Origin of the sequence: Fontibacter flavus (assembly GCF_042432905.1) — a bacterium.
Taxonomy (GTDB): Bacteria; Bacteroidota; Bacteroidia; order Cytophagales; family Cyclobacteriaceae; genus Fontibacter; species Fontibacter flavus.
Genome location: NZ_JBHLWI010000004.1, coordinates 18,467 through 40,672, shown reverse-complemented (window position 1 = coordinate 40,672; position 22,206 = coordinate 18,467). Strand labels below are relative to the sequence as shown.

The 22,206-nt window shown below is 40.0% G+C and carries 20 protein-coding genes and 1 tRNA gene; 12 read left to right on the top strand and 9 right to left on the bottom strand.

Annotated elements, in window-relative coordinates; all coding sequences use genetic code 11:
• The first annotated feature begins 63 nt into the window (after positions 1–63).
• Both ACFFIP_RS01990 and scpB read left to right on the top strand, forming a co-directional pair.
• On the top strand, positions 64–447 hold the full coding sequence (locus ACFFIP_RS01990; RefSeq protein ID WP_382385884.1) for a TraR/DksA family transcriptional regulator: 384 nt from the start codon (positions 64–66) through the stop codon (positions 445–447).
• 1 nt (position 448) lies between these two features.
• Complete coding sequence (gene scpB / locus ACFFIP_RS01985; protein WP_382386040.1) at positions 449–1,018, top strand: SMC-Scp complex subunit ScpB; 570 nt, start codon at positions 449–451, stop codon at positions 1,016–1,018.
• Here scpB and ACFFIP_RS01980 read toward each other — a convergent pair.
• The 4 genes from ACFFIP_RS01980 to era all read right to left on the bottom strand — a co-directional run bounded on the left by ACFFIP_RS01980 (position 1,015) and on the right by era (position 4,199).
• Positions 1,015–1,635, bottom strand: a complete 621-nt coding sequence (locus ACFFIP_RS01980) for a SprT-like domain-containing protein (protein ID WP_382385883.1) — start codon at positions 1,633–1,635, stop codon at positions 1,015–1,017. The genes scpB and ACFFIP_RS01980 overlap by 4 nt on opposite strands.
• A gap of 73 nt (positions 1,636–1,708) precedes the next feature.
• Positions 1,709–1,903 (bottom strand): hypothetical protein, encoded by a 195-nt coding sequence (locus ACFFIP_RS01975; protein WP_382385882.1) that lies wholly within the window; start codon positions 1,901–1,903, stop codon positions 1,709–1,711.
• A gap of 80 nt (positions 1,904–1,983) precedes the next feature.
• On the bottom strand, positions 1,984–3,297 hold the full coding sequence (gene der / locus ACFFIP_RS01970) for a ribosome biogenesis GTPase Der (RefSeq protein WP_382385881.1): 1,314 nt from the start codon (positions 3,295–3,297) through the stop codon (positions 1,984–1,986).
• Positions 3,298–3,308: 11 nt separating this feature from the next.
• Positions 3,309–4,199, bottom strand: a complete 891-nt coding sequence (gene era / locus ACFFIP_RS01965) for a GTPase Era (protein WP_382385880.1) — start codon at positions 4,197–4,199, stop codon at positions 3,309–3,311.
• A 405-nt stretch (positions 4,200–4,604) separates the two neighbouring features.
• Between era and ACFFIP_RS01960 the strand changes: the two genes are divergently transcribed.
• From ACFFIP_RS01960 to ACFFIP_RS01930, 7 genes are all read left to right on the top strand, one after another.
• Positions 4,605–4,677: transfer RNA gene (locus ACFFIP_RS01960), tRNA-Met, on the top strand.
• Between the two features lie 250 nt (positions 4,678–4,927).
• Entirely contained in the window at positions 4,928–9,523 is a 4,596-nt protein-coding gene (locus ACFFIP_RS01955; protein ID WP_382385879.1) for a type IIG restriction enzyme/methyltransferase, read from the top strand.
• Positions 9,523–10,377 (top strand): hypothetical protein, encoded by an 855-nt coding sequence (locus tag ACFFIP_RS01950; protein WP_382385878.1) that lies wholly within the window; start codon positions 9,523–9,525, stop codon positions 10,375–10,377. Before ACFFIP_RS01955 ends, ACFFIP_RS01950 begins: the two co-directional genes overlap by 1 nt.
• A 207-nt stretch (positions 10,378–10,584) precedes the next feature.
• A complete protein-coding gene (locus ACFFIP_RS01945) occupies positions 10,585–11,124 on the top strand; it encodes a hypothetical protein (RefSeq protein WP_382385877.1) in 540 nt (179 codons plus the stop codon).
• A gap of 10 nt (positions 11,125–11,134) precedes the next feature.
• Positions 11,135–11,524, top strand: a complete 390-nt coding sequence (locus ACFFIP_RS01940; RefSeq protein ID WP_382385876.1) for a helix-turn-helix domain-containing protein — start codon at positions 11,135–11,137, stop codon at positions 11,522–11,524.
• A gap of 6 nt (positions 11,525–11,530) precedes the next feature.
• Positions 11,531–12,178: a hypothetical protein gene (locus ACFFIP_RS01935; protein WP_382385875.1), complete on the top strand. Its 648-nt coding sequence runs from the start codon at positions 11,531–11,533 to the stop codon at positions 12,176–12,178.
• Complete coding sequence (locus ACFFIP_RS01930) at positions 12,175–13,020, top strand: agmatine deiminase family protein (protein ID WP_382385874.1); 846 nt, start codon at positions 12,175–12,177, stop codon at positions 13,018–13,020. Before ACFFIP_RS01935 ends, ACFFIP_RS01930 begins: the two co-directional genes overlap by 4 nt.
• Here the strand turns inward: ACFFIP_RS01930 and ACFFIP_RS01925 are convergent.
• Entirely contained in the window at positions 13,017–13,202 is a 186-nt protein-coding gene (locus tag ACFFIP_RS01925; protein ID WP_382385873.1) for a hypothetical protein, read from the bottom strand. The two genes, ACFFIP_RS01930 and ACFFIP_RS01925, sit on opposite strands and share 4 nt — an antisense overlap.
• 205 nt (positions 13,203–13,407) lie before the next feature.
• Positions 13,408–14,034: a hypothetical protein gene (locus ACFFIP_RS01920; RefSeq protein ID WP_382385872.1), complete on the bottom strand. Its 627-nt coding sequence runs from the start codon at positions 14,032–14,034 to the stop codon at positions 13,408–13,410.
• A gap of 133 nt (positions 14,035–14,167) precedes the next feature.
• Between ACFFIP_RS01920 and ACFFIP_RS01915 the strand changes: the two genes are divergently transcribed.
• Genes ACFFIP_RS01915 through mobA form a run of 3 tightly spaced genes read left to right on the top strand, consistent with a single transcriptional unit; the run spans position 14,168 to position 16,701 of the window.
• On the top strand, positions 14,168–14,737 hold the full coding sequence (locus ACFFIP_RS01915; protein ID WP_382385871.1) for an RNA polymerase sigma factor: 570 nt from the start codon (positions 14,168–14,170) through the stop codon (positions 14,735–14,737).
• Positions 14,734–16,071, top strand: a complete 1,338-nt coding sequence (locus ACFFIP_RS01910; protein ID WP_382385870.1) for a hypothetical protein — start codon at positions 14,734–14,736, stop codon at positions 16,069–16,071. Before ACFFIP_RS01915 ends, ACFFIP_RS01910 begins: the two co-directional genes overlap by 4 nt.
• Positions 16,072–16,119: 48 nt before the next feature.
• Positions 16,120–16,701: a molybdenum cofactor guanylyltransferase gene (mobA, locus tag ACFFIP_RS01905; protein WP_382385869.1), complete on the top strand. Its 582-nt coding sequence runs from the start codon at positions 16,120–16,122 to the stop codon at positions 16,699–16,701.
• A 143-nt stretch (positions 16,702–16,844) separates the two neighbouring features.
• Here mobA and fdhF read toward each other — a convergent pair whose 3' ends face one another.
• From fdhF to fdhD, 3 genes are read right to left on the bottom strand one after another with little or no spacing between them, the layout of a single operon-like run.
• Positions 16,845–19,622, bottom strand: coding sequence for a formate dehydrogenase subunit alpha (gene fdhF, locus ACFFIP_RS01900; RefSeq protein WP_382385868.1), 2,778 nt, complete (start codon positions 19,620–19,622; stop codon positions 16,845–16,847).
• 11 nt (positions 19,623–19,633) lie between these two features.
• Positions 19,634–21,295: an NADH-ubiquinone oxidoreductase-F iron-sulfur binding region domain-containing protein gene (locus ACFFIP_RS01895; protein WP_382385867.1), complete on the bottom strand. Its 1,662-nt coding sequence runs from the start codon at positions 21,293–21,295 to the stop codon at positions 19,634–19,636.
• Entirely contained in the window at positions 21,280–22,137 is an 858-nt protein-coding gene (gene fdhD, locus ACFFIP_RS01890) for a formate dehydrogenase accessory sulfurtransferase FdhD (protein ID WP_382385866.1), read from the bottom strand. The genes ACFFIP_RS01895 and fdhD overlap by 16 nt, the downstream gene beginning before the upstream one ends.
• Between the last annotated feature and the right edge of the window lie 69 nt (positions 22,138–22,206).

Genomic DNA, 22,206 nt, shown 5'->3' with positions numbered 1-22,206 from the left:
ATTTTAGGGAACTTTTCAACTAGCCTGTTGGATCGGAGAACCATTATATATAAAGTAAACGCTATGAGCCAAGAAGAAAAAACAGCCTATTCTCCAGAAGAGCTGAAGGAATTTGAGGAAATCATCCTGCAGAAATTAGCCGTTGCCAAAGAGGAACTTACATCATTGAAGCAGACATTGAGCAAAAAGAATGACAGTGGCACAGATTTTACTGCCTCCACCTCAAAACTCCTGGAAGACGGTGCAGACACCCTGGAAAGAGAAAGCCTTAGCCAGCTGGCTGCAAGACAACAAAAATTCATTATCAACCTTGAAAATGCATTGATCAGAATCAAAAACGGCACTTATGGTGTCTGCGTGGATACAGGAAAATTGATCGCGAAAGAAAGATTAAAGGCCGTTCCACATACCATGCATTCAATCGAAGCCAAACTTGCTAAGAAGTAAATTGGAGTTTTTACATAAACATATAGAAGCACTGATTTTCTGTTCACCATCTCCGTTGGGATTGGAAGAAATCCAAAAATGCCTGACGGAGATGTTTGAAACAGAAGTTCCCAAGGAGCACATCCTTGAAGCAATCAACACCTTGCAGGAAAAATACAGCCATGATGATTTTTCCTTTGCCTTAGAACATTTGGGAGGTGGATACCAGTTTCTGACCAAACCTGCCTATCAAAGCAGTATTTCTATTTTACTCAAACAGCAATCCCAAAAGCGGCTGTCTACTGCCCAATTGGAAACCCTTTCCATTATCGCCTACAAACAGCCGGTAACCAAAACTGAAATCGAGCATATCAGAGGGGTTAGCTGTGACTATTCCATCCAAAAATTATTGGAAAAGGAACTCATTGCCATCAAAGGTAAATCTGACAGCGTCGGCAAACCTATACTATATGGTACGAGTGATAAGTTTATGGAATACTTTGGAATCAACCAGCTCAGTGACCTGCCACAGCCAAAAGATTTTTCTCAGGAAACCAATCAAATTGGGGAAGAGAAAGATCAGCTTTCTTAATCCAATTTCTTGACTTCCGCATGGGCTGAGATGAGGTACTTTTTCCCAGTCTGGACTTCTTCGCAAAGGACACGTGTCCTCTTGGTATGGTCCTTTTGGAATTTCCTGCCCTGTAATTCAAAAATCTCTCCCTTTGGCAGATCAGCAAGGAAAACCTTTCCTGTTTGGGTTTTACTGTCAAAAGCCTTTACGGTCTTGCTCAAGAACAAATCCGCCCCTGTACTGGCTTTCGGATTTTTCAGATGCCTGCTTAAAGCAATCTGAATTTCTTTTGGAAAAACTTTATCATTCAGTAAAGGAATCATCAGTTTTCGGAAAGTCATTTTCCATTCTGCACCATGAGGCTTGATATTGAAACCGTGGTTTTCAAAAGCCCTGTAGTGCGCTACTTCATGTACAAAGGTGATAAGAAACTGATAGGGATTGAGGTCATGATTAATGGAAATGGTCTGAAGCTTTCGGTCTTTTCTATACCGAAAATCACCCAATTTGGTCAGCCGGCCCTTGGTAATATAAAAGTTAAAGGGTTTTTCCTGCCACAAAGAATAGCAATACTCTACCGCCCCTGATGGTAGATATTTTTTGAATGCTTCCAAAAATTGCTCCTGTTGGTTCATCACCCGAAATATAAGACAAAAAAAAGAGGCTGACCAAAACCTGGACAGCCTCAATTTTTTTTCGAAGTGAAAATTAACCTTCTACAACTTCTTCAGTTGCTTCTTCGATCACTTCTTCTGCTTCTTCAACAGAATCTTCGATCACTTCTTCAGTCTCTTCGATTACTACTTCGATTTCTTCAGTAGCCTCTTCAGACACTTCTTTGTTTCCGCAAGAAGCAGTGAACAACATTCCTGCAACAGCGAATAATGCAAATACCTTTTTCATGTGTTTGGTTTTGTTTCTTAAATTAAGCGTGCAAAGATACTTCCATTCATGTAATTGTCAAGCGTCTTGATCAAATATTTTTATTTTTTCTTATAAGTTATCTTAATAGGAACTCCCTCAAAATCAAAGTTTTCCCTTATCCTATTCTCCAGGTACCTTGTATAGGGATCTTTGATATATTGTGGCAAGTTACAAAAGAAAGCAAATACCGGGTTTTTGGTCGGTAATTGGGTGATATATTTGATCTTGACATACTTTCCTTTGTATGCCGGCGGAGGATATTTTTCAATTTCAGGAAGGATGATTTCGTTCAGTTTTGACGTTGCTACCTTCTTGGTTTTATTCTCATAAACTTTTACCGCAAGTTCGATCGCCTGGAAAATTCTCTGTTTGCTTTCCACAGAAGTGAAAATAATCGGGATCCACCTGTTTTCCCCCAATCGCTCCATCATATCCTTTTTGATGGTATCCATGGTCTTATGATCCTTCTCGATCAAGTCCCATTTATTGACCATGATCATGATGCCCTTATTGTTTTTGATACCCAAGGAGATCAAATTGACATCTTGGGCCTCCAAACCTCTAGTGGCATCTACCATGATAATCAGCACATCGGATTCTTCCAAAGTCCTCAAGGACCTCATGACAGAATAGAATTCTATGTCTTCCTTTACTTTGGCTTTTTTACGGATACCTGCTGTATCTGTAATGATGAAATCCTTACCATAGAGTTTGTAACGTGTATGGATGGCATCCCTGGTGGTACCTGCCTCATCTGTCACAATAGACCTTTCCGTACCCAAAAGAGCATTCAGGAAAGATGATTTACCAACATTGGGTCTTCCGAGGATGGCAATTTTTGGAATGCCGGACTCCGGATCTTCTACTCCTTCATCAGGGAAATTCTTGATCACTTCATCCAACAAATCACCGGTACCACTACCGCTGACAGCTGCCACGGGAAACACGTCGTTATCGCCCAGCCCCAATCCATAAAATTCAGCTGCAGCCAATGCTTTCTCTGCACTGTCAGCTTTATTGGCCACAATGTAAATAGGTTTTTTGGTGCCCCGGAGCTCATTGGCAAATTCCTTATCCAAATCTGTCAAACCATCGATACAATCGACTACAAACAGGATGACATTTGCTTCATCTATGGCCAATTTGACCTGCTTACGGATTTCTGCCTCAAACACATCATCTGAACCGGTCACATAACCACCCGTATCCACTACGGAGAAGTATTTACCGCCCCACTGCGCATGGCCATAATGACGGTCACGGGTCACCCCGGAGACGTTGTCTTCAATCGCTTTGCGCTCTTCTATCAATCTATTGAAAAAGGTAGATTTCCCCACATTGGGCCTACCTACTATTGCTACTATATTTGCCATTGTACACTTTCTTATTGGTCGTAACCAAATTTTTTCAACTTGTTTTTATCTTTTCTCCAATCATCTGCCACTTTCACGAAAGTTTCCAGGAAGATTTTCTTACCGAAGAATTTTTCCATCTCTTCCCTTGCCTGAATGCCTACGCGCTTAAGGGCTTTACCACCTTCTCCGATGATGATCCCTTTTTGGCTATTACGTTCGACATAGATGACTGCACGGATCCGAATGATATTTTCCTCTTCATAAAAATCCTCAATGGAAACCTCCGTACTGTAAGGGATTTCTTTTTTGTAATTGAGGAAGATTTTTTCCCGGACAATTTCTGAAGCGAAGAACCGCTCAGGCCTATCGGTAAGCTCCTCTTTATCATAAAACGGAGGATGTTGGGGAAGTCTGTCCAGGATTTCCTGGAGAATGCGCTGGGTGTTGAAACTTTCGGTTGCAGAGATTGGGATCACCGCATCAGCTTTGATGCGCTGTGTCCAATAAGCCGTCACTTCTTCCAATTGATTCTCCTTGGACAGGTCAATTTTGTTGATGACTAAGAGTACAGGGACACCTGAGTGGTTGATCTTTTCAATTACGTCTTCTATTTCCGCGTCGGTTTCAAATAGATCGGTTACGAAAAGGATCACATCTGCATCCTCCAGCGACATGTGCACAAAACTCATCATGTTTTTGTGCAGCTCATATTTAGGCTTCAACATTCCCGGGGTATCGGAGAAGACGATTTGGTAATCGTCATCATTGATGATCCCCATGATACGGTGACGTGTGGTCTGTGCCTTGGAGGAGATGATCGAAAGTCTTTCACCGATGAGCACATTCATGAGCGTGGATTTGCCAACATTGGGTTTTCCGATGATATTGACAAAGCCTGCTTTGTGTGTGTTTTCGGTCATGACTACAATTTTTTGTGCAAAGTTACTTGATTTTTCTCAGAGGTAATACTTAGGGGGAAAAACAAACCAAATAAACTTTGGATAAATTCAAAAAAAATAGCGTATGGCGCCAATCTGAGCCGTTTAATCGCATAAAAAAATATTTTCAATAAGGAGCTAATTCTCAGGGAATAAAGCTAAGGGCAGCTTAAGCTTGTAAAATTATCTCTCGCAGTAATTTGCATAGTATTTAAAAAACTTCTACTTTTGTACCACGAATTCAGCAAAAGGCTGATCAAAAAAAGAAAATCATTAGATTAAAGATATATCGTGGGATGGAGCAGTTGGTAGCTCGTCGGGCTCATATCCGCCGCGGCGGACACAGGTTCGAGTCACGAAAGGTTCTTTAAGAAAATAAAAATATATCGCGGGATGGAGCAGTTGGTAGCTCGTCGGGCTCATAACCCGAAGGTCACAGGTTCGAGTCCTGTTCCCGCTACTACGAAGGATACTGGAAACGGTATCCTTTTTTTTTGTTTTTAATCAATTCTCTGGAGGGCTTATATCCGCTACTCCACAGCGCACAAGCGCGGCGGACACAGTTCGTCTCTGTTCCCGCTACTACGAAGCCAAAGTTTATTTTTTTACGACAATAAATGTCGGCAAGTCGTTCATCATTTCCTTTATACTTGGATTTTCAACTAAAAACAGACATCTTGTTTCTAGTTTTTAATTGGATCTCAAATAAAATGAATCACAAAATCCTCAAACCAAGGCAGGCATTAAATAAGGCATTTTTAAAAGTTAAACCTGTAAGAACCCAAATTGAGGTATTCAAGGATAATTTGACTCGATTACTGGATCACATCAATGAAAGTGAATCAGAGGAGTTTCACAAAAACCTTGTCTCTGACTTTCTCAAAAGAACTTATTACGAACCTGATTTTTCTATCAATACCAAGGGGAGAAATGATTTGGTCATCCATAATGGGAAAGATGGGAAAAGCCCTGTTGGTGTGATTCTTGAAACCAAAAAGCCTACAAATAGGGGCGAGATGATTAGTTTCATTAAGACAAATCCCCTCACGCACAAGCCTTCACCTGAGGATAGCTCCCTCACCCCCCGTCCCCCTCTCCCTGATGGAGAGGGGGAGGAAAACCAACATCAAACGTTGAGCTCTGAAAGTTCCCCTCTCCCTAGGGGAGAGGGGCTAGGGGTGAGGGTGAACCTCAACGTCAAATCCTTTCAGGAACTGGTATTATACTTTTTAAGGGAGCGCATCACTCAAAACAATTTAGAAATTAAGCACCTAGTGGTAACTAACATCTATGAATGGTTTGTGTTTGATGCATCGGTATTTGAAAAGGCTTTTGCCCAAAACAAGAATCTGGTGAAAGATTTCAAGGCTTTTGAGGCAGGAAGTTTGTCTGGTACGACTACGGACTTTTTCTATAAAGAAATAGCAGCTCGTGAGATCGATAAACTGGAAGGAGAACTGGCATTTACCTATTTTAACCTTAGGACATACGACAAATCGCTTCGCAATGCAGATAAAAAGGATGATGTCAAGCTGATAGCGCTATTTAAGTTGCTTTCACCTGAGCATATGCTGAAGCTTCCTTTTACCAATGACAGTAATAGCCTTGATAAGCGATTCTACAGCGAACTCTTGCACATTATTGGATTGAGTGAAACCAAGGAAGGGGGTAAAAAGCTGATCGGAAGAAATAAGTCTGGAGAAAGGCATGCGGGTTCTATTTTGGAAAATGCCATTGTAGAACTGGATAGCTTGGATAAGATCAGCCGACTGGAAAGACCAAGTCAATATGGCAATACCAATGAAGAAAGGCTGTTCAATGTCGCCCTTGAACTGAGCATCACTTGGGTGAATAGAATCCTTTTCCTGAAACTACTGGAAGCGCAGCTGATCACTTACCATAAGGGTGATAAATCCTATTCCTTCCTGAATCTGGATAAGATCAAAAATTACGATGACCTGAACAGTTTATTTTTTAAGGTATTGGCCAGAAAATATGAAGACAGGTCCGAGGAGATAATCAAGGTTTTTGGTAATGTGCCTTATCTGAACAGCTCACTCTTTGAGCCAACGGATATGGAGCATGATACGCTGTTTATCTCCAATCTGAGGGATGAAAAGACAGTGCCCATCATTTCTTCTACAGTTCTAAAGAATGAACTTGGTAAAAAAAGAACAGGGAACCTCTCCACCTTGGAGTATCTATTTGAATTCTTGAATGCTTATGATTTCAGCTCCGAAGGTTCGGAAGATATCCAAGAGGATAACAAAACCCTGATCAATGCTTCTGTTCTTGGTCTGATCTTCGAGAAAATCAATGGTTATAAGGATGGTTCATTCTTCACCCCAGGCTTTATTACCATGTACATGTGTCGGGAAACGATCCGAAGAGCCGTGGTTCAGAAGTTCAAAGAGGCGGTTAATATCACCCTCACCCCCCGGCCCCCTCTCCCAAAAGGAGAGGGGGAGGATTCCCAGCAACAAATGTTGAGCTATGGAAAAGTCCCCTCGCCCATGGGGAGAGGGGATTTAGGGGTGAGGGACATTGAGCTTCAAGGCAAGAAAGTTGATCCAAAGATTTTGGAATTTGCTAGAAGTAATAGGAAGGATGCTACCCAAGCCGAGTCTTTTCTATGGGAAATTCTTAGAAACAGAAAATTGAATGGATTAAAATTTAGAAGGCAGCATCCAGTTGATGATAAATATGTTCTTGACTTTTATTGTGCAGAGTTTAGATTGGCCGTTGAGATAGATGGGGGGTATCATGAAAGTTTAGATCAAAAAGAGTATGATGAAGGCAGAACTTATGACTTAAACGAGCTAGGTCTGACCGTACTACGTTTTTCGAATGAAGAAGTGCTCTTTGAAACTGAAAGAGTTTTACAGGAGATCTTGGATAAGGTCCTCACTCTCCAGTCCCCTGTTGGTGATGATACCCTCACCCCTCACACTTCTCCTGAGGATATCACCCTCACCCCCCAGCCCCCTCTCCCAAAAGGAGAGGGGGAGGATTCCCAGCAACAAATGTTGAGCTATGGAAAAGTCCCCTCGCCCTCGGGGAGAGGGGATTTAGGGGTGAGGGTGGAAAACCTTGATGATGTCTATGACCTAATCGGCCCTGGAGGAAGATTTTCCTATAAAGAAGCCAACGATATCGTCAACAGCATCAAAATCTGTGACCCTGCTGTAGGTTCCGGTCACTTCTTGGTATCTGCGCTGAATGAAATGATTGCGGTCAAGAATGACCTCAAAATCCTTCAAGATAGAACAGGCAGAAGGCTGAAAGAGTATCAAGTGGAAGTGGTCAATGATGAATTGGTGATCACGGACGAGGAAGGACAGCTCTTTGAATACAATCCCAACAACAAGGAGAGCCAACGCATCCAAGAAACCCTGTTTCATGAAAAGCAGACGATCATTGAAAATTGTCTGTTTGGTGTAGATATCAATCCCAACTCGGTGAAGATTTGCCGATTGAGGTTATGGATTGAGTTGTTGAAGAATGCTTATTATAAGACCATTAACACCGAAAATACCCTCACCCCCCGGCCCCCTCTCCCAGAAGGAGAGGGGGTTGATTCCCAGCATCACACGTTGAGCTCTAGGAAAGTCCCCTCGCCCTTGGGGAGAGGGGATTTAGGGGTGAGGGAAATGAGGTCACTGGAAACCCTGCCAAACATCGATATCAATATCAAATGTGGGAATTCATTGGTCAGCCGATTTGCTATAGACGCAGATCTGAGTGAGGCGCTGAAGAAAAGTAAGTTTTCCATCGACAGCTATCGCATGGCGGTGACAACTTACCGAAATGCACAAAGCAAGGAAGAGAAGCGGGAGATGGAGCGACTGATCTCAGAGATCAAGTCTGATTTCCGTTCCGAGATTGCCAACAATGATCCCAAGATCAAGAGGAAGGCAAAACTTGGTGGAGAACTCTATAACCTCACCATGCAGACTGGACTATTCGAGGTATCAGCCAAAGAGAAAAAGGAGCGAAAAAAGAAAGTAGAAAAGATAGAAGCCGAGCTGGAAAAGCTCTCTACCGAGATCGAAGAGATCAAAAACAACAAGATCTATGAAAATGCCTTTGAATGGAGGTTTGAGTTTCCGGAGGTTTTAAATGAAACAGGGGATTTTGTGGGTTTTGACGTGGTGATTGGGAATCCGCCTTATATTAATTTTAGAGATATAAAAAATCAAAGTGAAAAACAATTTTATTTAATCAAGTACAAAGTTTCTGAATATCAATCGGATCTTTTTATTCTATTTATCGAGCTATCTTTTGAGCTATTAAAATCCAAAGGTGAGTTTGCGTTTATAATACCAAATTCAATTTCTAACAATCTTAATAATTCTAAAGTAAGAAAACATATACTAGATACCGTATCAATTAATTCTATTGTGAATACACCAATTGGTGTTTTTCCTGAGGCAACTGTAGATACAGTAGTTTTAACTGCAACAATTGAAAGTAGATTTGAGCCAATTCTCTTAGTTCTTGAAATCCAAAAACAAGATATCATTATAACAAATAGGTTAAATCAAATCGAATTTTTAAATAATGAAAATTACTATTTTGACTTTCTCACAACTAAAGAGAATAGGTTGATTATTAGTAAGATCGAAAAAGATTCCATTTCACTTAATGAAATTTCGGATTCTTCAAGTGGCCTAAAAGAATATGAAACAGGAAAAGGGAAACCTCCTCAATCTGAAGAAGATAGAATAAATAAAGTCTTTAATTCAAATGAGAAAATTGATGTGCATTACAGAAAGCATATTCAGGGAAACGAGGTAAATAATTATTGTTTGAATTGGAAAGGGGGATACCTTAAATATGGTGAATGGATTGCAGCTCCAAGAGAACCAAAGTATTTTGAGGGAGAAAGAATTATAATACGAGAAATTCCCGGTAAAAATAGGCTTATTGCTGCTTTTACAGAGGAGGATTTTACTGTAAAGAATACAGCTCACATCTTTATAATCCACTCTGATTATGAAACTAAATTCGTATTAGGTTTATTAAACTCAAAATTAATGGGATATTATTTTGTGAACAAATTTTCCGAACGAGACGACGTTTTTCCAAAAGCTAAGATTGGTCAATGCAGATTACTACCGATTAAAAAATGTGAAAATGCTAAACAAAAACTCCTAGTAGATTTGGTAAATCAAATTCTTGAAATAAAATCTTTTGGTATTGATACTGATACTACCCCTCTAGAAAACCAAATTGACCAGTTGGTTTATGAACTTTATGGGTTGACTGAGGAGGAGATTAGGATTGTGGAAGGGGGTGAAGAGTGATGAAAAATATATCTAAAAAAAATCATTATATCCCTTGCTTTTGGTCAGCAAATTGGAATTTAGATTATTTGATGAAACTTAGAAATAACACAATAAACCATCAAAGTCCTCGGAAAGTGCTTTTACATACATTTGGTGTAGCAGCTAAAAAAATTTACCAAAAAAAAGCCGAAAATGTTTTTTATATAGAATATGCTAACTTATCAGAAGTTGAAAGCAAAGAAGATCTAATTGAATTGAATAAAGTATTCAATAATGTAGAACTAGATTTTGATATTGAAGATGGGTTTAATGAAAACTTTTCCTATTTCTTCAACTACGAGGATAAATTCACGGTTTACGAAAATGAATTTAAAAAATACCTATTAAACTTGATAAAGTATAAAAAAATTAATAACCTAGAAGAAAAAACATACATTTCTTTATTTTTATACATACAAATTCTCAGAAATCCGTATTATTTTTCAAAATTTACTTCGATGATTAATGCAAAGAAAGTATCTAAGATTCATTTATTTTTAGAAATGGAAAAAGCGTTAAAAGATAAAGATTTTCTTTTTAATTCATTATTTTATTTTATAAATAATGAATGGAATATTTATATCACAAAAGATTACTCACTCCCCCTTTCGGATTTTCCGTTTATAGAAAGTGATTCAAGTATTCTGATATGCATAGCACCAGATATTCTTTTAGAAATTGAAATGAATGGAAGAGAAAGAATAAATAATTATATGATAATGAATGAGAGTAAACATAAATTTATTTATGATCAAATATTAAAAAACTCTCACTTTAACTTGGTTTGTTCTGAAATAAAATTTTTTAAATTTTTGAATATTTCTAATTTATGAAAGCCAACGAATTACAAATCATCAATTTTTTACAGATATTAAGAGTACAGTTTGTTGTGACTTTGATTTAGCAGGGTTTTAACTGCTTTTAGAAATGAAATTAGCTAATGAGTCTAAGGTATCTAGATTAAAAAATATTAGTAGTTTAAAAGACAAACATTTGCATTTAGTTAGTCTTTTGTAAATTGAAATTTATTTGGGCAAAAAATGATACGAGTATCACTTAACCCACACGTTTATTTAAATCATGCAAAATCCACTTTGTTGGTAGCAGGAGAAAATTTAAGAATCTTCTTTGAAGTAGCGAATCAGTCTGATTTGATTGAAGAAAATCGCTTAAAACAATTAGGTTTTTTTCGATCAACTTTATTACATTATGCTATAACAATAGAACTTTTATTAAAGGCTTTAGCTCTTAATTATGAGAAACCAAATATTGAATCTGGAAAAATTAAAACATTTGATGACTTCCTAAAGAATTTAAAAAATGGGAAGAAAGGTGGTAATGGACATGATTTTAAAACTATAATTAAAAAGTATAATCTAAATTTTGAACAAAAGGAATTAGCATTGATTAATTCCCTTCAAGAATTTGCTATTTGGGCAGGTCGATTTCCATATCCTAAAAACAATGATCAAATTGAAAAATTAGAAAATGTTAATGGGGTTTCAGGACCATCTTTATCGAATGAAACAGATGAAATTGTTAAAAAGATTCTTGAAAGAGTAAATATCGCTTTACAATAATTTAAGCTCTATGAAATGGGATAAAATCATCACCACAAAGCAGGAATATGAAAATGCTTTAAATAGACTCTCTTCAATATTTGATGCCAATCCAGATAGTCCTGAAGGTATGGAGGCAGAGCTATTGGTGACGCTGATAGAGAAGTATGAAAAAGAGCATTATCCTATCGCTTTGCCTGAGCCTATCACGGCCGTCAAAGAAGCCATGGAAATGAAAGGGCTAAAGGATAAAGACTTAATTCCAGCTATGGGCAGTAAGACCACTGTAAGTCTTGTACTAAACCGTAAGCGGGCTTTGACCATTGATATGATCAGAAACCTTCACGAGCTCTTAGGATTGCCTGTTGAGGTGTTAATACAGCCTTATGAATTGAATGGTAAAGAAAACTTAGTAAATTGATTTTCTATGATTACAAGCACACACAAATATATTGACAAGAACCAAGTTAAAGATTCAGATACTGCTTTGATTCTTGGCACCATTCATCCCCATAGGACCGATGATTTTAAAATTGATTTTTTCTATGGAAATAAGAACTCACTTTGGAACATTTTAGGTCAAGCTTTTCCAGCATTAGAATTTAATTCTCTTGAAAAAATTCAAACGACTTTATCTAATTCAAATATTTGGATTTCAGATATGATTCGGACTTGCGAAAGAGAGAATGAAAAAATAACCCAAGACCGACTTCTAAAAGACATCGCTGTCAACAAAAATCAAATTGAAAGTGGAATCAAAAACTCAAAAATTGACACCATCTTTTTCACCAGTGGCTTTGGGAAAAACAATGCAGCAAAACTCTTTTGTGATACTTTTAAAATTCAAGTTCAGAATAAGAAGGACAGAGTTTTTGATATTGATGAGAGAATTTTTGACAGAAAAATTAAAGGGATAATTTTATTTTCACCATCGGGACAAGCGAATGTTGGCATTAAAAAGAATAAGATATTTATGGAAAATGAATTCAAGTATAAAAACCATAAAACTCCTGTAAATCAGTTTAGAATTGATAGCTATAGAGAAGCATTCAAAAAACATTTTGGAAAACCATGACCCCAGAATGGACCAAAAACACCATCTACTTTTCCTCCCTCCTCTCCTCAAGAGATGAGTTTAAACCATTTTTTGAAGCACTTTCAGGTATTTTGAATGCACAGAAAATACCATTTCATCTGCTACCGCATACCAGAGATATCTGGGCAAGGGATTATATGCCAATTCAAATCAGCATTGACGACTTTCTGGAATATAGATATGATCCGGATTACCTACTAAGTACAGCAAAGCAAGATCGTGGCTCAAAGACCTATACCAGCTTGGTCTGCGATGCCCTTGGCATACAAACCAGAAAAACAGACCTGATCCTCGATGGTGGCAATGTAGTCAATAACAGCAAATGTGTGATTCTGACAGAAAAGATTGTTTTGGAAAACAAACATTGGTATTCCAAGAAACAATTGATAGACAAACTTTATGAAGATTTTAGAGCCGAGAAAGTGATCTTGGTTCCTTGGGATAAATCGGAACCTTATGGTCACATAGACGGCGTCTTAAGGTTTATTGATGAAGAAACGGTTTTGATCAACGACTGCTACAAAGATGACCTCAACCTGAGTCACACTCTTCGTAAGAATGGCCTGAAAACCGAATTTCTTCATTATGCCGTCAAAAAGCCACATAGAAACAATTGGGCTTTTCTTAATTTTTTACAAACTCAGGACATCATCCTCATTCCGACCTTGGGCATTGATGAAGACGAACAGGCTTTTGATCAGCTTGGCCATTTCTTCCCGACATATCTAAAAAACAATCACTTTATTCCACTCCGCTCAGAAGACATCATCAAACATGGTGGAGCCTTAAACTGTGCCAGTTGGACGGTAGAGGAGTTTTAGTTTAAATTAAACGCATACCGCACCGACCTCCTTGCCCCCGATTTGGTCAGCACACCCTGCTCAAAGAGGTATTGCAGGTCTCTGGTAGCTTTGGCTTTGGAAGCTTGGGTGGTGGACATATATTTCTTGGCGCTCAATTCAACTTGGAAGGCCTCAAGTCCTGCTTCAAACATTTTCTCCATTTCTGAGGGTACACAATCAGAAGGAGGACTTCCAAATCATATTTGAAATTCGGCCAATCTTAATATTGCCAGCTGTAGGTCATGAGCCAATAATTTTACCTAATCGGCTCAAATACAATATTGTTTTGAGCCGATTAAAAGAATTAATCGGCTCATGAAGTTTTTATTCCATATTTGAATAAGGAAAAAAACAACTTTAGAAATATTACTTCAACTGACCGAAGCTGAAAACGCCCATTTTCAAACCAATCTGAAAAGTCAATGCGTTACCAGCATCTGGCACTCCTGGGGCATTTTCGAATGTATTCCCCATAATCCTATATCCCACACCGGCATTTAATCGAGCAAACTTGTGCAGGTTGATCTCTAGCATCGCCTTGGGCTCCACAAACAAGGTCTTTGTCTCATCAAAGTCAAAGTCTCTTCCTTCGTTGTCAATTTCCACTTCCATCATGCCTACTGAAAGCGGGAAAGTAAAGTGTACAAGTTTGTTGGAATAAATGGTGTACTCCACAAATCCACCTGCCATATAGGAATCTAGATGGGCTGAAATAGGGAGTGAATTATCAAATGATGATGGACGCACATCATTGATCGATTGACCATAGAATCCCCCTAAAGTCAGTTTATCATTGAAAACTATCCCTCCTCTAAAATTAAAAAATCCAGCTCCCTCGCCAGCAAGTCTGGTCAGTTGGACTCCCGGATCTACCATGACTCCCAAACTCGAAAGAGAAATCTTTTCCCCAAATAATGTTTGCTGCTCATCTTGAGCTGATGCAATCTGAACAAATAAAATCAATGCAGTAATTAATCCTACGGTTTTTTTCATGATATAGTATGGTTTTGTTTTAATTTTACACCCATTACGAACCGCTCGCTCAAAACAGTTGCCTGTGAAAAAATTTTTTTTTCTTAAGAAATGAGGCAACCATTTTATACCCTGAGTTCGTGATGCTGTCAAGATGAATCTCGAAAATTCCAGAGAATTACATGATGTAATTAGGCGCTGTCTCTCTGGAGACAGAAAAGCACAGCAAACACTTTTTAGTCTTTGCTACCCACTGTCAATGAATGTTTGCAGGCGATATGCCAGTGATCTGGGTGAAGCCAAATCATTGGTCAATGAAGGAATGCTTAAAGTATTTAAGCAATTGGACAAATATTCCATGAACCTCAGTTTCGGTGGTTGGTTGAGGAGAATAATGGTCAATACGGCCATTGATCACTATAGAAAAGAGAAAGTTTTTCAGGACCGATTTAAAGGTATAGGTAACGAGGACTATACAAATGCTTTTCAAGAGGACGCCTTGGACAGCATAAGTGCCGAAGAACTTTTGGCCCTTGTACAGGATCTTCCGCCTGCATACAGGATAGTTTTCTCCCTGTATGCCGTGGAAGAATATTCCCATAAAGAAATTGCCGAACATCTGGGAATTTCAGAAGGGACTTCAAAATCCAATTATGCAAAAGCCAGAGCAAAACTCCAAAAAGCCTTGGCAACCCTTCACTCTTCAAATGGACAACAAAGATGACAGGTAAAGATAATTTTGAGAAAAAAATAAAGGGTAAACTTGAAGAGGTCTATACGCCTTATGAGGAATCAGCCTGGCAAAGTTTTGCCCCGCTATTGGATGTTCCTAAAACACCAATATGGAAGCGGTGGTACATGCCTTATCTGTACAGTACTATGCTTTTTGTATTAGCAGCAATTTGGTATTCCCAAAAAGAAGGGGCCTCTTCAAATTTTGAAATGAATGGACCTGAAAACAACTTATACCAGGCTGACACCATATACCAAAGAGATACTGTATGGATCATAGATACAGTTTATTTACATAAGAAAGTGTTGATAGAAGAGTCGGAAAAAATCGCAAAGATCAATAACAAACAAGATCTTAATGAAACTTCATCCATGAATCACACTTCTTTTCTGAAAAAAGAAATCACATCAGTAAAACCAGAAGTTGACGCTCTAATTCAAAATCAGAAAAATGAGGGGAAAATTGAAAAAACAGAAAGTTCACTCAAACCTTTGGCTGAATCTACCAAATCACATTCCCTTGATTCTTTAAAACCCAGTCAAGCCTATCAGGAAAGTCACACCAAAAATTCAAATGGTGAAAGTAAGCCTGCCAAAAATACCCTAATGGCTCCTTCCATTGCCCCTGAAGAATCTTTTGTCATGAAACTGGACAAAGAATTGGTAGAAGGGGATACCAGCAACTTGAGCAGTACACCTGCACTGGAAAAAAACAAGCCTTATTTCAATCTCGAAGCCGGATTATCATTATTGGTACCAGTAAACAGGCAAATAGAATACTATTCTTCATTTGCACAGTCTTTTAACTTGGGGATTGAATGGGAAAATGGTTTTGGACTTTACACAGGCATCATCAGAAGTCAAATCAAGGGAGAAATCGATGACGATGACCTGTCTACTTTCAATTCAACAGTATTAGGCTCATTACCTGGAAGACCCGCTGATATCCGTGATATTGATGAAATCTACCTTACCAACAGACAGTTGTTTTTTCCTTTAGAATTAAGATGGAGGAGCTTGTATTACAGTGGATTTAGCTTTGAAAGTAGTTTTGGAATAGTAGGCAATTACCTTGCCCGCCAAGAATTCCAGTATGAATTTGAAGATCGACTTGGCCTTAGTGATCAATTTGAGTCAATCACTCCCCGTCAATTCAGATTTAGCCATTTGAAGGTCGGCCTAGGTACGAATTACCTGCTTTCAGGAAGATGGGGGATGTTCTTGAGAAGCCATTATTGGTTACCTGTTTCAGGTGTAGGGATCTTAGAAAACAGGACACATGGTTTGGAAGTGGGATTAGGAATCAATTATTTTCTTGGAAGATAATTTAAATCCTTAAATTGAAATATCAACTAGTTGGACCTTGAGCCCAAAATGGACAAAAAACAAAATATCACAGGTGTCATCTTAGCCGGAGGCAAAAACAGCCGGATGGGAAGCGACAAAGGCCTGCTGCAAGTTGGCGGTAAAAGCATTATCGAACGGCAGATTGAGGTACTCCAACCTTTGGTCAAAGAGATCATCATCATCCATAATGGAGATAATTACACCGAATTGGGACACCAAATCTATAAAGATATCATGCCGGATTGTGGCCCAATGGGCGGAATCTATACAGCATTGATGGTCAGTCAGACAGCCAAGATTTTTGTATTGAGCTGTGATATGCCATTTATCAGTTCCGAACTGGTGAAAATGATTATTGAAAAAACCGAAAACTGCGAGATTGCTATACCCAGGAATGGTGAAAAACTCGAACCACTTTGTGCGGTCTATGACCAATCCTGCATTGAAACATTCAGGGAATTACTGGATCAAAAAGCCCTGAAAATGATGGATGCTTTGAAGCTTTTTAGGGTTAAAGAATTAACCATAACACAAGAAATATTGGCCAAGCAACCATTCACCAATATCAATACCCCCGAGGATTATTTGAAAATCACTTTTCAAACATAATACCTATGTGGTAAAAATTTTGTTTTGCTTATTATTTACCCCATGGACTTTACATTTAAAATAGATTTGTCATCAAATAGCAAAAAATCTGCTTGATACCTTTCTATTATATTTCTATGATAAACTTGTTTTGAATTGATGCATCAAACTTTATACTTTCCTTTGCTTTTCCTGATATTGACCGCCACTACTTTGTACTCCGGACACATAGCCTCTGAATCATGTTCATCACTGGTAATCTGATTCAGCATCACTTCAGGAAAATGGAAAGTTGAACTCAATATTCCCGGCTTGATCTCATCGGTAATCTTTGCCTTCAGGTCCACCTTCCCTCTTGGAGATTCCACACAGACCATGTCCCCATCTTGGATAAAATGTCTTTCTGCATCTGCCGGATGGATCATCAAGGCATCCTCGGTGAGCAGTTCCACATTCTTGGTTCTCCGGGTCATGGTACCTGCATTATAATGCTCCAACTCCCGATTGGTCGTGATGATATAAGGATATTCCTTCCCATGCTTGACCAACTCCTGACTTTCCTGAAAATCAAAATAATGGAATTTCCCCTTGCCCCTATTGAAAGCTTCGGCATGCAAGATTTTGGTATCGCTACCATCTGCCGCTACCGGCCACTGCTTGCCATTGTCACCCAACTCCTGCCATTTCACTCCACGGAAAAACGGAACAATCTGAGAAATCTCCTCCAAAAGGGTTTCAGCATCATAATCCGGTTGGGCATAGCCCATCCTGTTCATAATATCCACAATAATCTGTCCATCACTTTTGGTGCCTTCCAATGGTTCCACCACCTTTTTAACCCGCTGAATCCTCCTTTCCCCATTGGTGAATGTGCCGCTTTTTTCCAGAAATGAAGCACCAGGCAAAACTACATGGGCATACTTGGCTGTTTCTGTTAAAAACAGTTCCTGCACTACCAAAAGATCAAGACTTTCCATCGCAGCGATGACCTTATTGGTATTTGGATCGGTCTGCACCACATCCTCACCCATCAGCCACAAGGCCTTCAAATTCCCTTCAATGGAAGCATCAAACATTTCCGGGATTTTCAAACCCTTGCTGAATGGAATCTTTGTCTTATAAAATTCTTCATATTGCTTATTGATTTCCGGATCATAGGCATTCAGGTACCCAGCACCCTGATGGGGCTGACAGCCCATATCTGCGGCACCCTGCACGTTATTTTGACCTCTTAGAGGATTGACTCCAACGCCTTTCCTACCAATATTGCCTGTAATCAATGCAAGGTCTGCAATCTGCATCACCGTAAAGGTGCCTTGGGTATGTTCGGTTACCCCAAGTCCATGGAAGGACATGGCATTTGGTGCTTTGGCATAAGCCAAGGCCGCCTGCCTCACAAGGTCTTTATCAACCCCTGTGACACTTTCCAACTGGTCTATATCCAATCCGAGGATCTGATTTTTGAATTCCTCAAAACCTTCTGTTCTCCCTGCAATAAAATCCTTGTCCATCACATTTTCCTGAATGATGTAGTACAACATCATATTCAGCAAGGCCACATTCGTTCCCGGCTTCAATTGAAGGTGATAGGTGGCATAGCGTGCCAGTTCGGTTCTGCGGGGATCGACCACAATGGTGGTTTTACCCTTCATGGCAAACTGCTTCATCTTCGCTCCAGTAACAGGATGGGCATCTGTTGGATTAGCACCAATGACCAAAATACAATCAGTATATTTGATATCATCAATGGAATTGGTAGCCGCTCCTGTCCCGAAAGCATTCTGCATACCCAATGCTGTAGGAGAATGGCAAACCCTGGCACAACAATCAATATTATTCGTTCCGATCACGGCACGGATAAATTTCTGCATCAGGTAATTTTCCTCATTGGAACAGCGGGCAGAGGAAATCCCTGCAATGGCATCTGGACCATAGTGCTGCTTGATAGCCGTCAGTTTCTGGGCAATATAATCATACGCCTCTTCCCAGCTGGCAGGTTCTAAATTCCCATTTTTTCTGATCAGAGGAGTCCTGATACGGTCCGGATGGTTATAAAAAGAAAATGCAAACCTACCTTTCAAACAGGTATGACCCTGATTGACCTCTGCATCGTAGGGTGCCTGTATAGACTTGATTTTCCCATTTTTCACCGCAACTTCCAGATTACAGCCCACTCCGCAATAGGTACAGACAGTCCTGACTTTTTTCTGTGCCACAACACTCTTGGATTCAAAGACATCGGATATGGCAGAGGTAGGACAAGCCTGGGCACAGGCACCACAACTCACACAATCCGAATTGAAAAAGGTAGTGTTATCACTTTTGATAATATGACTGTCAAATCCACGTCCTGCCATACTGAGCACAAATTCGCCCTGTACCTCATCACAGGCCCTGACACAGCGGAAGCAGTTGATGCATTTTGAAAAATCAGATGTCATGTAGGGATGGCTGAGATCCTTTTCCCTGTCCAAGTGGTTTTTCCCTTCAGGATAACGAACGTCCCTGATACCCACTTGGGCAGCAACAGTCTGCAATTCACAGTTATTGTTCACTTCACAGGTCAGGCAATCCAAAGGGTGGTCGGTCAGCACCAGCTCAATAATATTTTTGCGAAGTCTTGAGATTTTTTCTGTATCGGTATAGAAATAGGAATCGGCAAAGGCGGGCGTATGACAGGAAGCTACAGTTTTGGTGTTTCCATTTGGCTGCAAAGCCACCTCTACACTGCAGACCCTGCAGGAACCAAATGGCTCCAAATTGGGCGCATCACAAAGGGTGGGCACATAGCTTTTCCCCAAATGCCTCCGAACAAATGAAAGAACTGTCTCCCCTTCCTGAAGGGCATATGCCTTATCGTTAATGTAGGCTACTTTATTTTTCACCCCGCCGTTTCCATTCAACCTGTGGCCCATACCGGTATCATTCTGTAACTTCTCCATGGTTGCCAATTTTAGTTTTGTTCGCTTTTGAAATACACCTTTAACTCCTCTTCAAAATACTCCAGCGCATTCTTTACTGGCAGAGGCAATCCTCCGCCCAACATACACAATGAACCTATTTCCAATGTCTCCAGCAAATCATCCATAAGTTTCCTATCGATGGTATAACCTGAAGTCCTGGCTTTATGCAACATTTCTTTTCCCCTCGTAGAACCCAATCTACAAGGGAAGCACTTCCCGCAACTTTCATGTGCCGTAAATTCAAATAAATGCTCGATGTACAAAATCATCGGGAAATTTTCCGGTATACAAATGATGGAAGCATGCCCCAAAAGAAACCCTTCCCGACTGAAAGACTCAAAATCAATGCTGAGATCATCAATCTTAGAAACCGGAACAAGGCCTCCCAAAGGCCCTCCGATATGCATCGCTTTCACGGCTTGCTTAAAACCACCTCCAAGTTCATGTACCACCACGGATAAAGGTGTCCCCATATCCACTTCATAAATTCCCGGATTTCTGAAGTATCCATCCAAAGACACCAATTTGGTTCCTCTAGATTTTTCTGTTCCAATAGCCCCATAAGCATTCCCACCTTCTGCCATGACAAAAGGAAGATTGGCCAAGGTTTCCACATTATTGACCACCGTAGGCAAATTGAACAGACCTTTCTGTGCTGGATAAGGCGGTCTTACCCTAACTTCCGGCCGCTGCCCCTCAATAGAGGAAAGCAAAGCTGTCTCTTCCCCACAGATATAAGCCCCTTGGGCCCTGATGATTTTAAAGTGAAAAGAAAATCCAGAACCTAGAATATCTTCTCCAATCAAATGATGCTTTTCCATCTCGGAAATAGCACTTTCAATCACCGAAATGGATTCAGGATACTCGCCCCTGATATACAAAACCCCTACTGTGGCATCTGCCAAATATCCGGCGATGACCATTCCCAGCAAAACTGAATAGGGCCGCTTTTCCAATAAATATCTGTCCGAATACGCTCCGGGATCACCTTCATCTGCATTACAGACAATAAAACGCTGTTCTGCAGGGGTGTTGCGGCATGAGTCCAACTTGATGGCCATCGGGAACCCTGCTCCTCCCCTCCCGCGCAAACCGGATTTTTTTAACTCTTCGGACAACTCAGCAATAGGTCTCTGAAAACAGGATTTTAAGATATCTTCATAAGCTGAAAAACCTGGAAAAGGCAGAGTCAATACGGGAGTTCCGTATACCCCTACTTGATAATTGTCCTCCAAACTGATCTCTTCTTCCAGGATCTCCTCAATTTGATCAATGGCCTTGCCTGAAAAATTTTTACCCCCATAATGAAAAGCAGCATTTTCATGACATCTTCCCAGACAGCACATTTCCCCGATTTCATGGGCTTCAAAATGCCGGGACAACTTTTCCTTCAACTCAGGCTGCGTTCCCGCACAAAGACAGGCACTGCCATTGCAGACATACACTTTTTTATGCTGATTTTCAGGTTTGAGAAAATCATAAAAAGAAACAGTGCCATGCAGCGTAGCCTTGCCCACCAGGAATTCCTGCCTGATGCGTTCCATATCCGATTCCTGAAGCAGACCGGTTTTTTGAACAGCAGTACCCAGTTCTTCAAATAGATTGGCGGAAAGACCTTTTCGGCCTGATAAATAACTTAAGTTTTTTGACATATGCTGTTATCTTTTACCCTACCTGATGCTACCAGTTCACTGGTTGATAGCATTTCAAGCTGTTGGGAATTGGAGTAAATGGTGAGTTTTTGATCACGGCAAAATGCCATGAGGGTAATACTCGCTTCTATGGCCATATCGACCGCTAGCGTGGATGGCGCAGATACAGAGGCCAAGAACGGAATACCGGCAGACCTTGCCTTATTCACGATTTCGTAGGAAATCCTGCCGCTCACGGTAAGGCATTTTGCTTGGTCCAAACAACCTGTATTAAGCAGTTCACCGATCACTTTATCAACGGCATTGTGACGGCCTATATCTTCCTGTATACTCAACAAGTCACCATCAATGGTGAAAGCCCCTGCTGCATGGGTGCCTCCACTTTGCTTAAAATCCTTCTGATGCTGACTCACTTTGAGAAACATTTCAAAGATTAATTGTGGGTTTAATACATCCTGATTTTGAACACTTTCATTCCCCAATTCCATTAGTGATGTTTTACCACACAGTCCGCAGGAAGAAGAGGAAATTACATTTCTCTTGCCGGTAAAATCGGTCAAAACCATATCAGGAGAGACATTGACATTCACTGAAGTGATATATCCAGAACTGTCCAGGTCACAGATTTCGAGATCAGGTCTCCAGGAAAAATCCCGTATGATGTTTTCGGTAAAAAGCAGCCCGCGCACCAGGTTCTTTTCATTGCCCGGCGTCTGCATCGTGACTGTAAAAGGGACTTGGTTGACCGCTATGCTTAAAGGAACTTCAATGGCAAGTTTATCTTCAACCTGCGAAAAATGGTTATCCTGATAGAAAATCCCATAGTAGTCCCTGACACTCATAGCCTGCACAATTTTTTTGTTTCAAAATGAAGAACATGTCCCAATTCCCAAACCAAATGAAGGTTACAC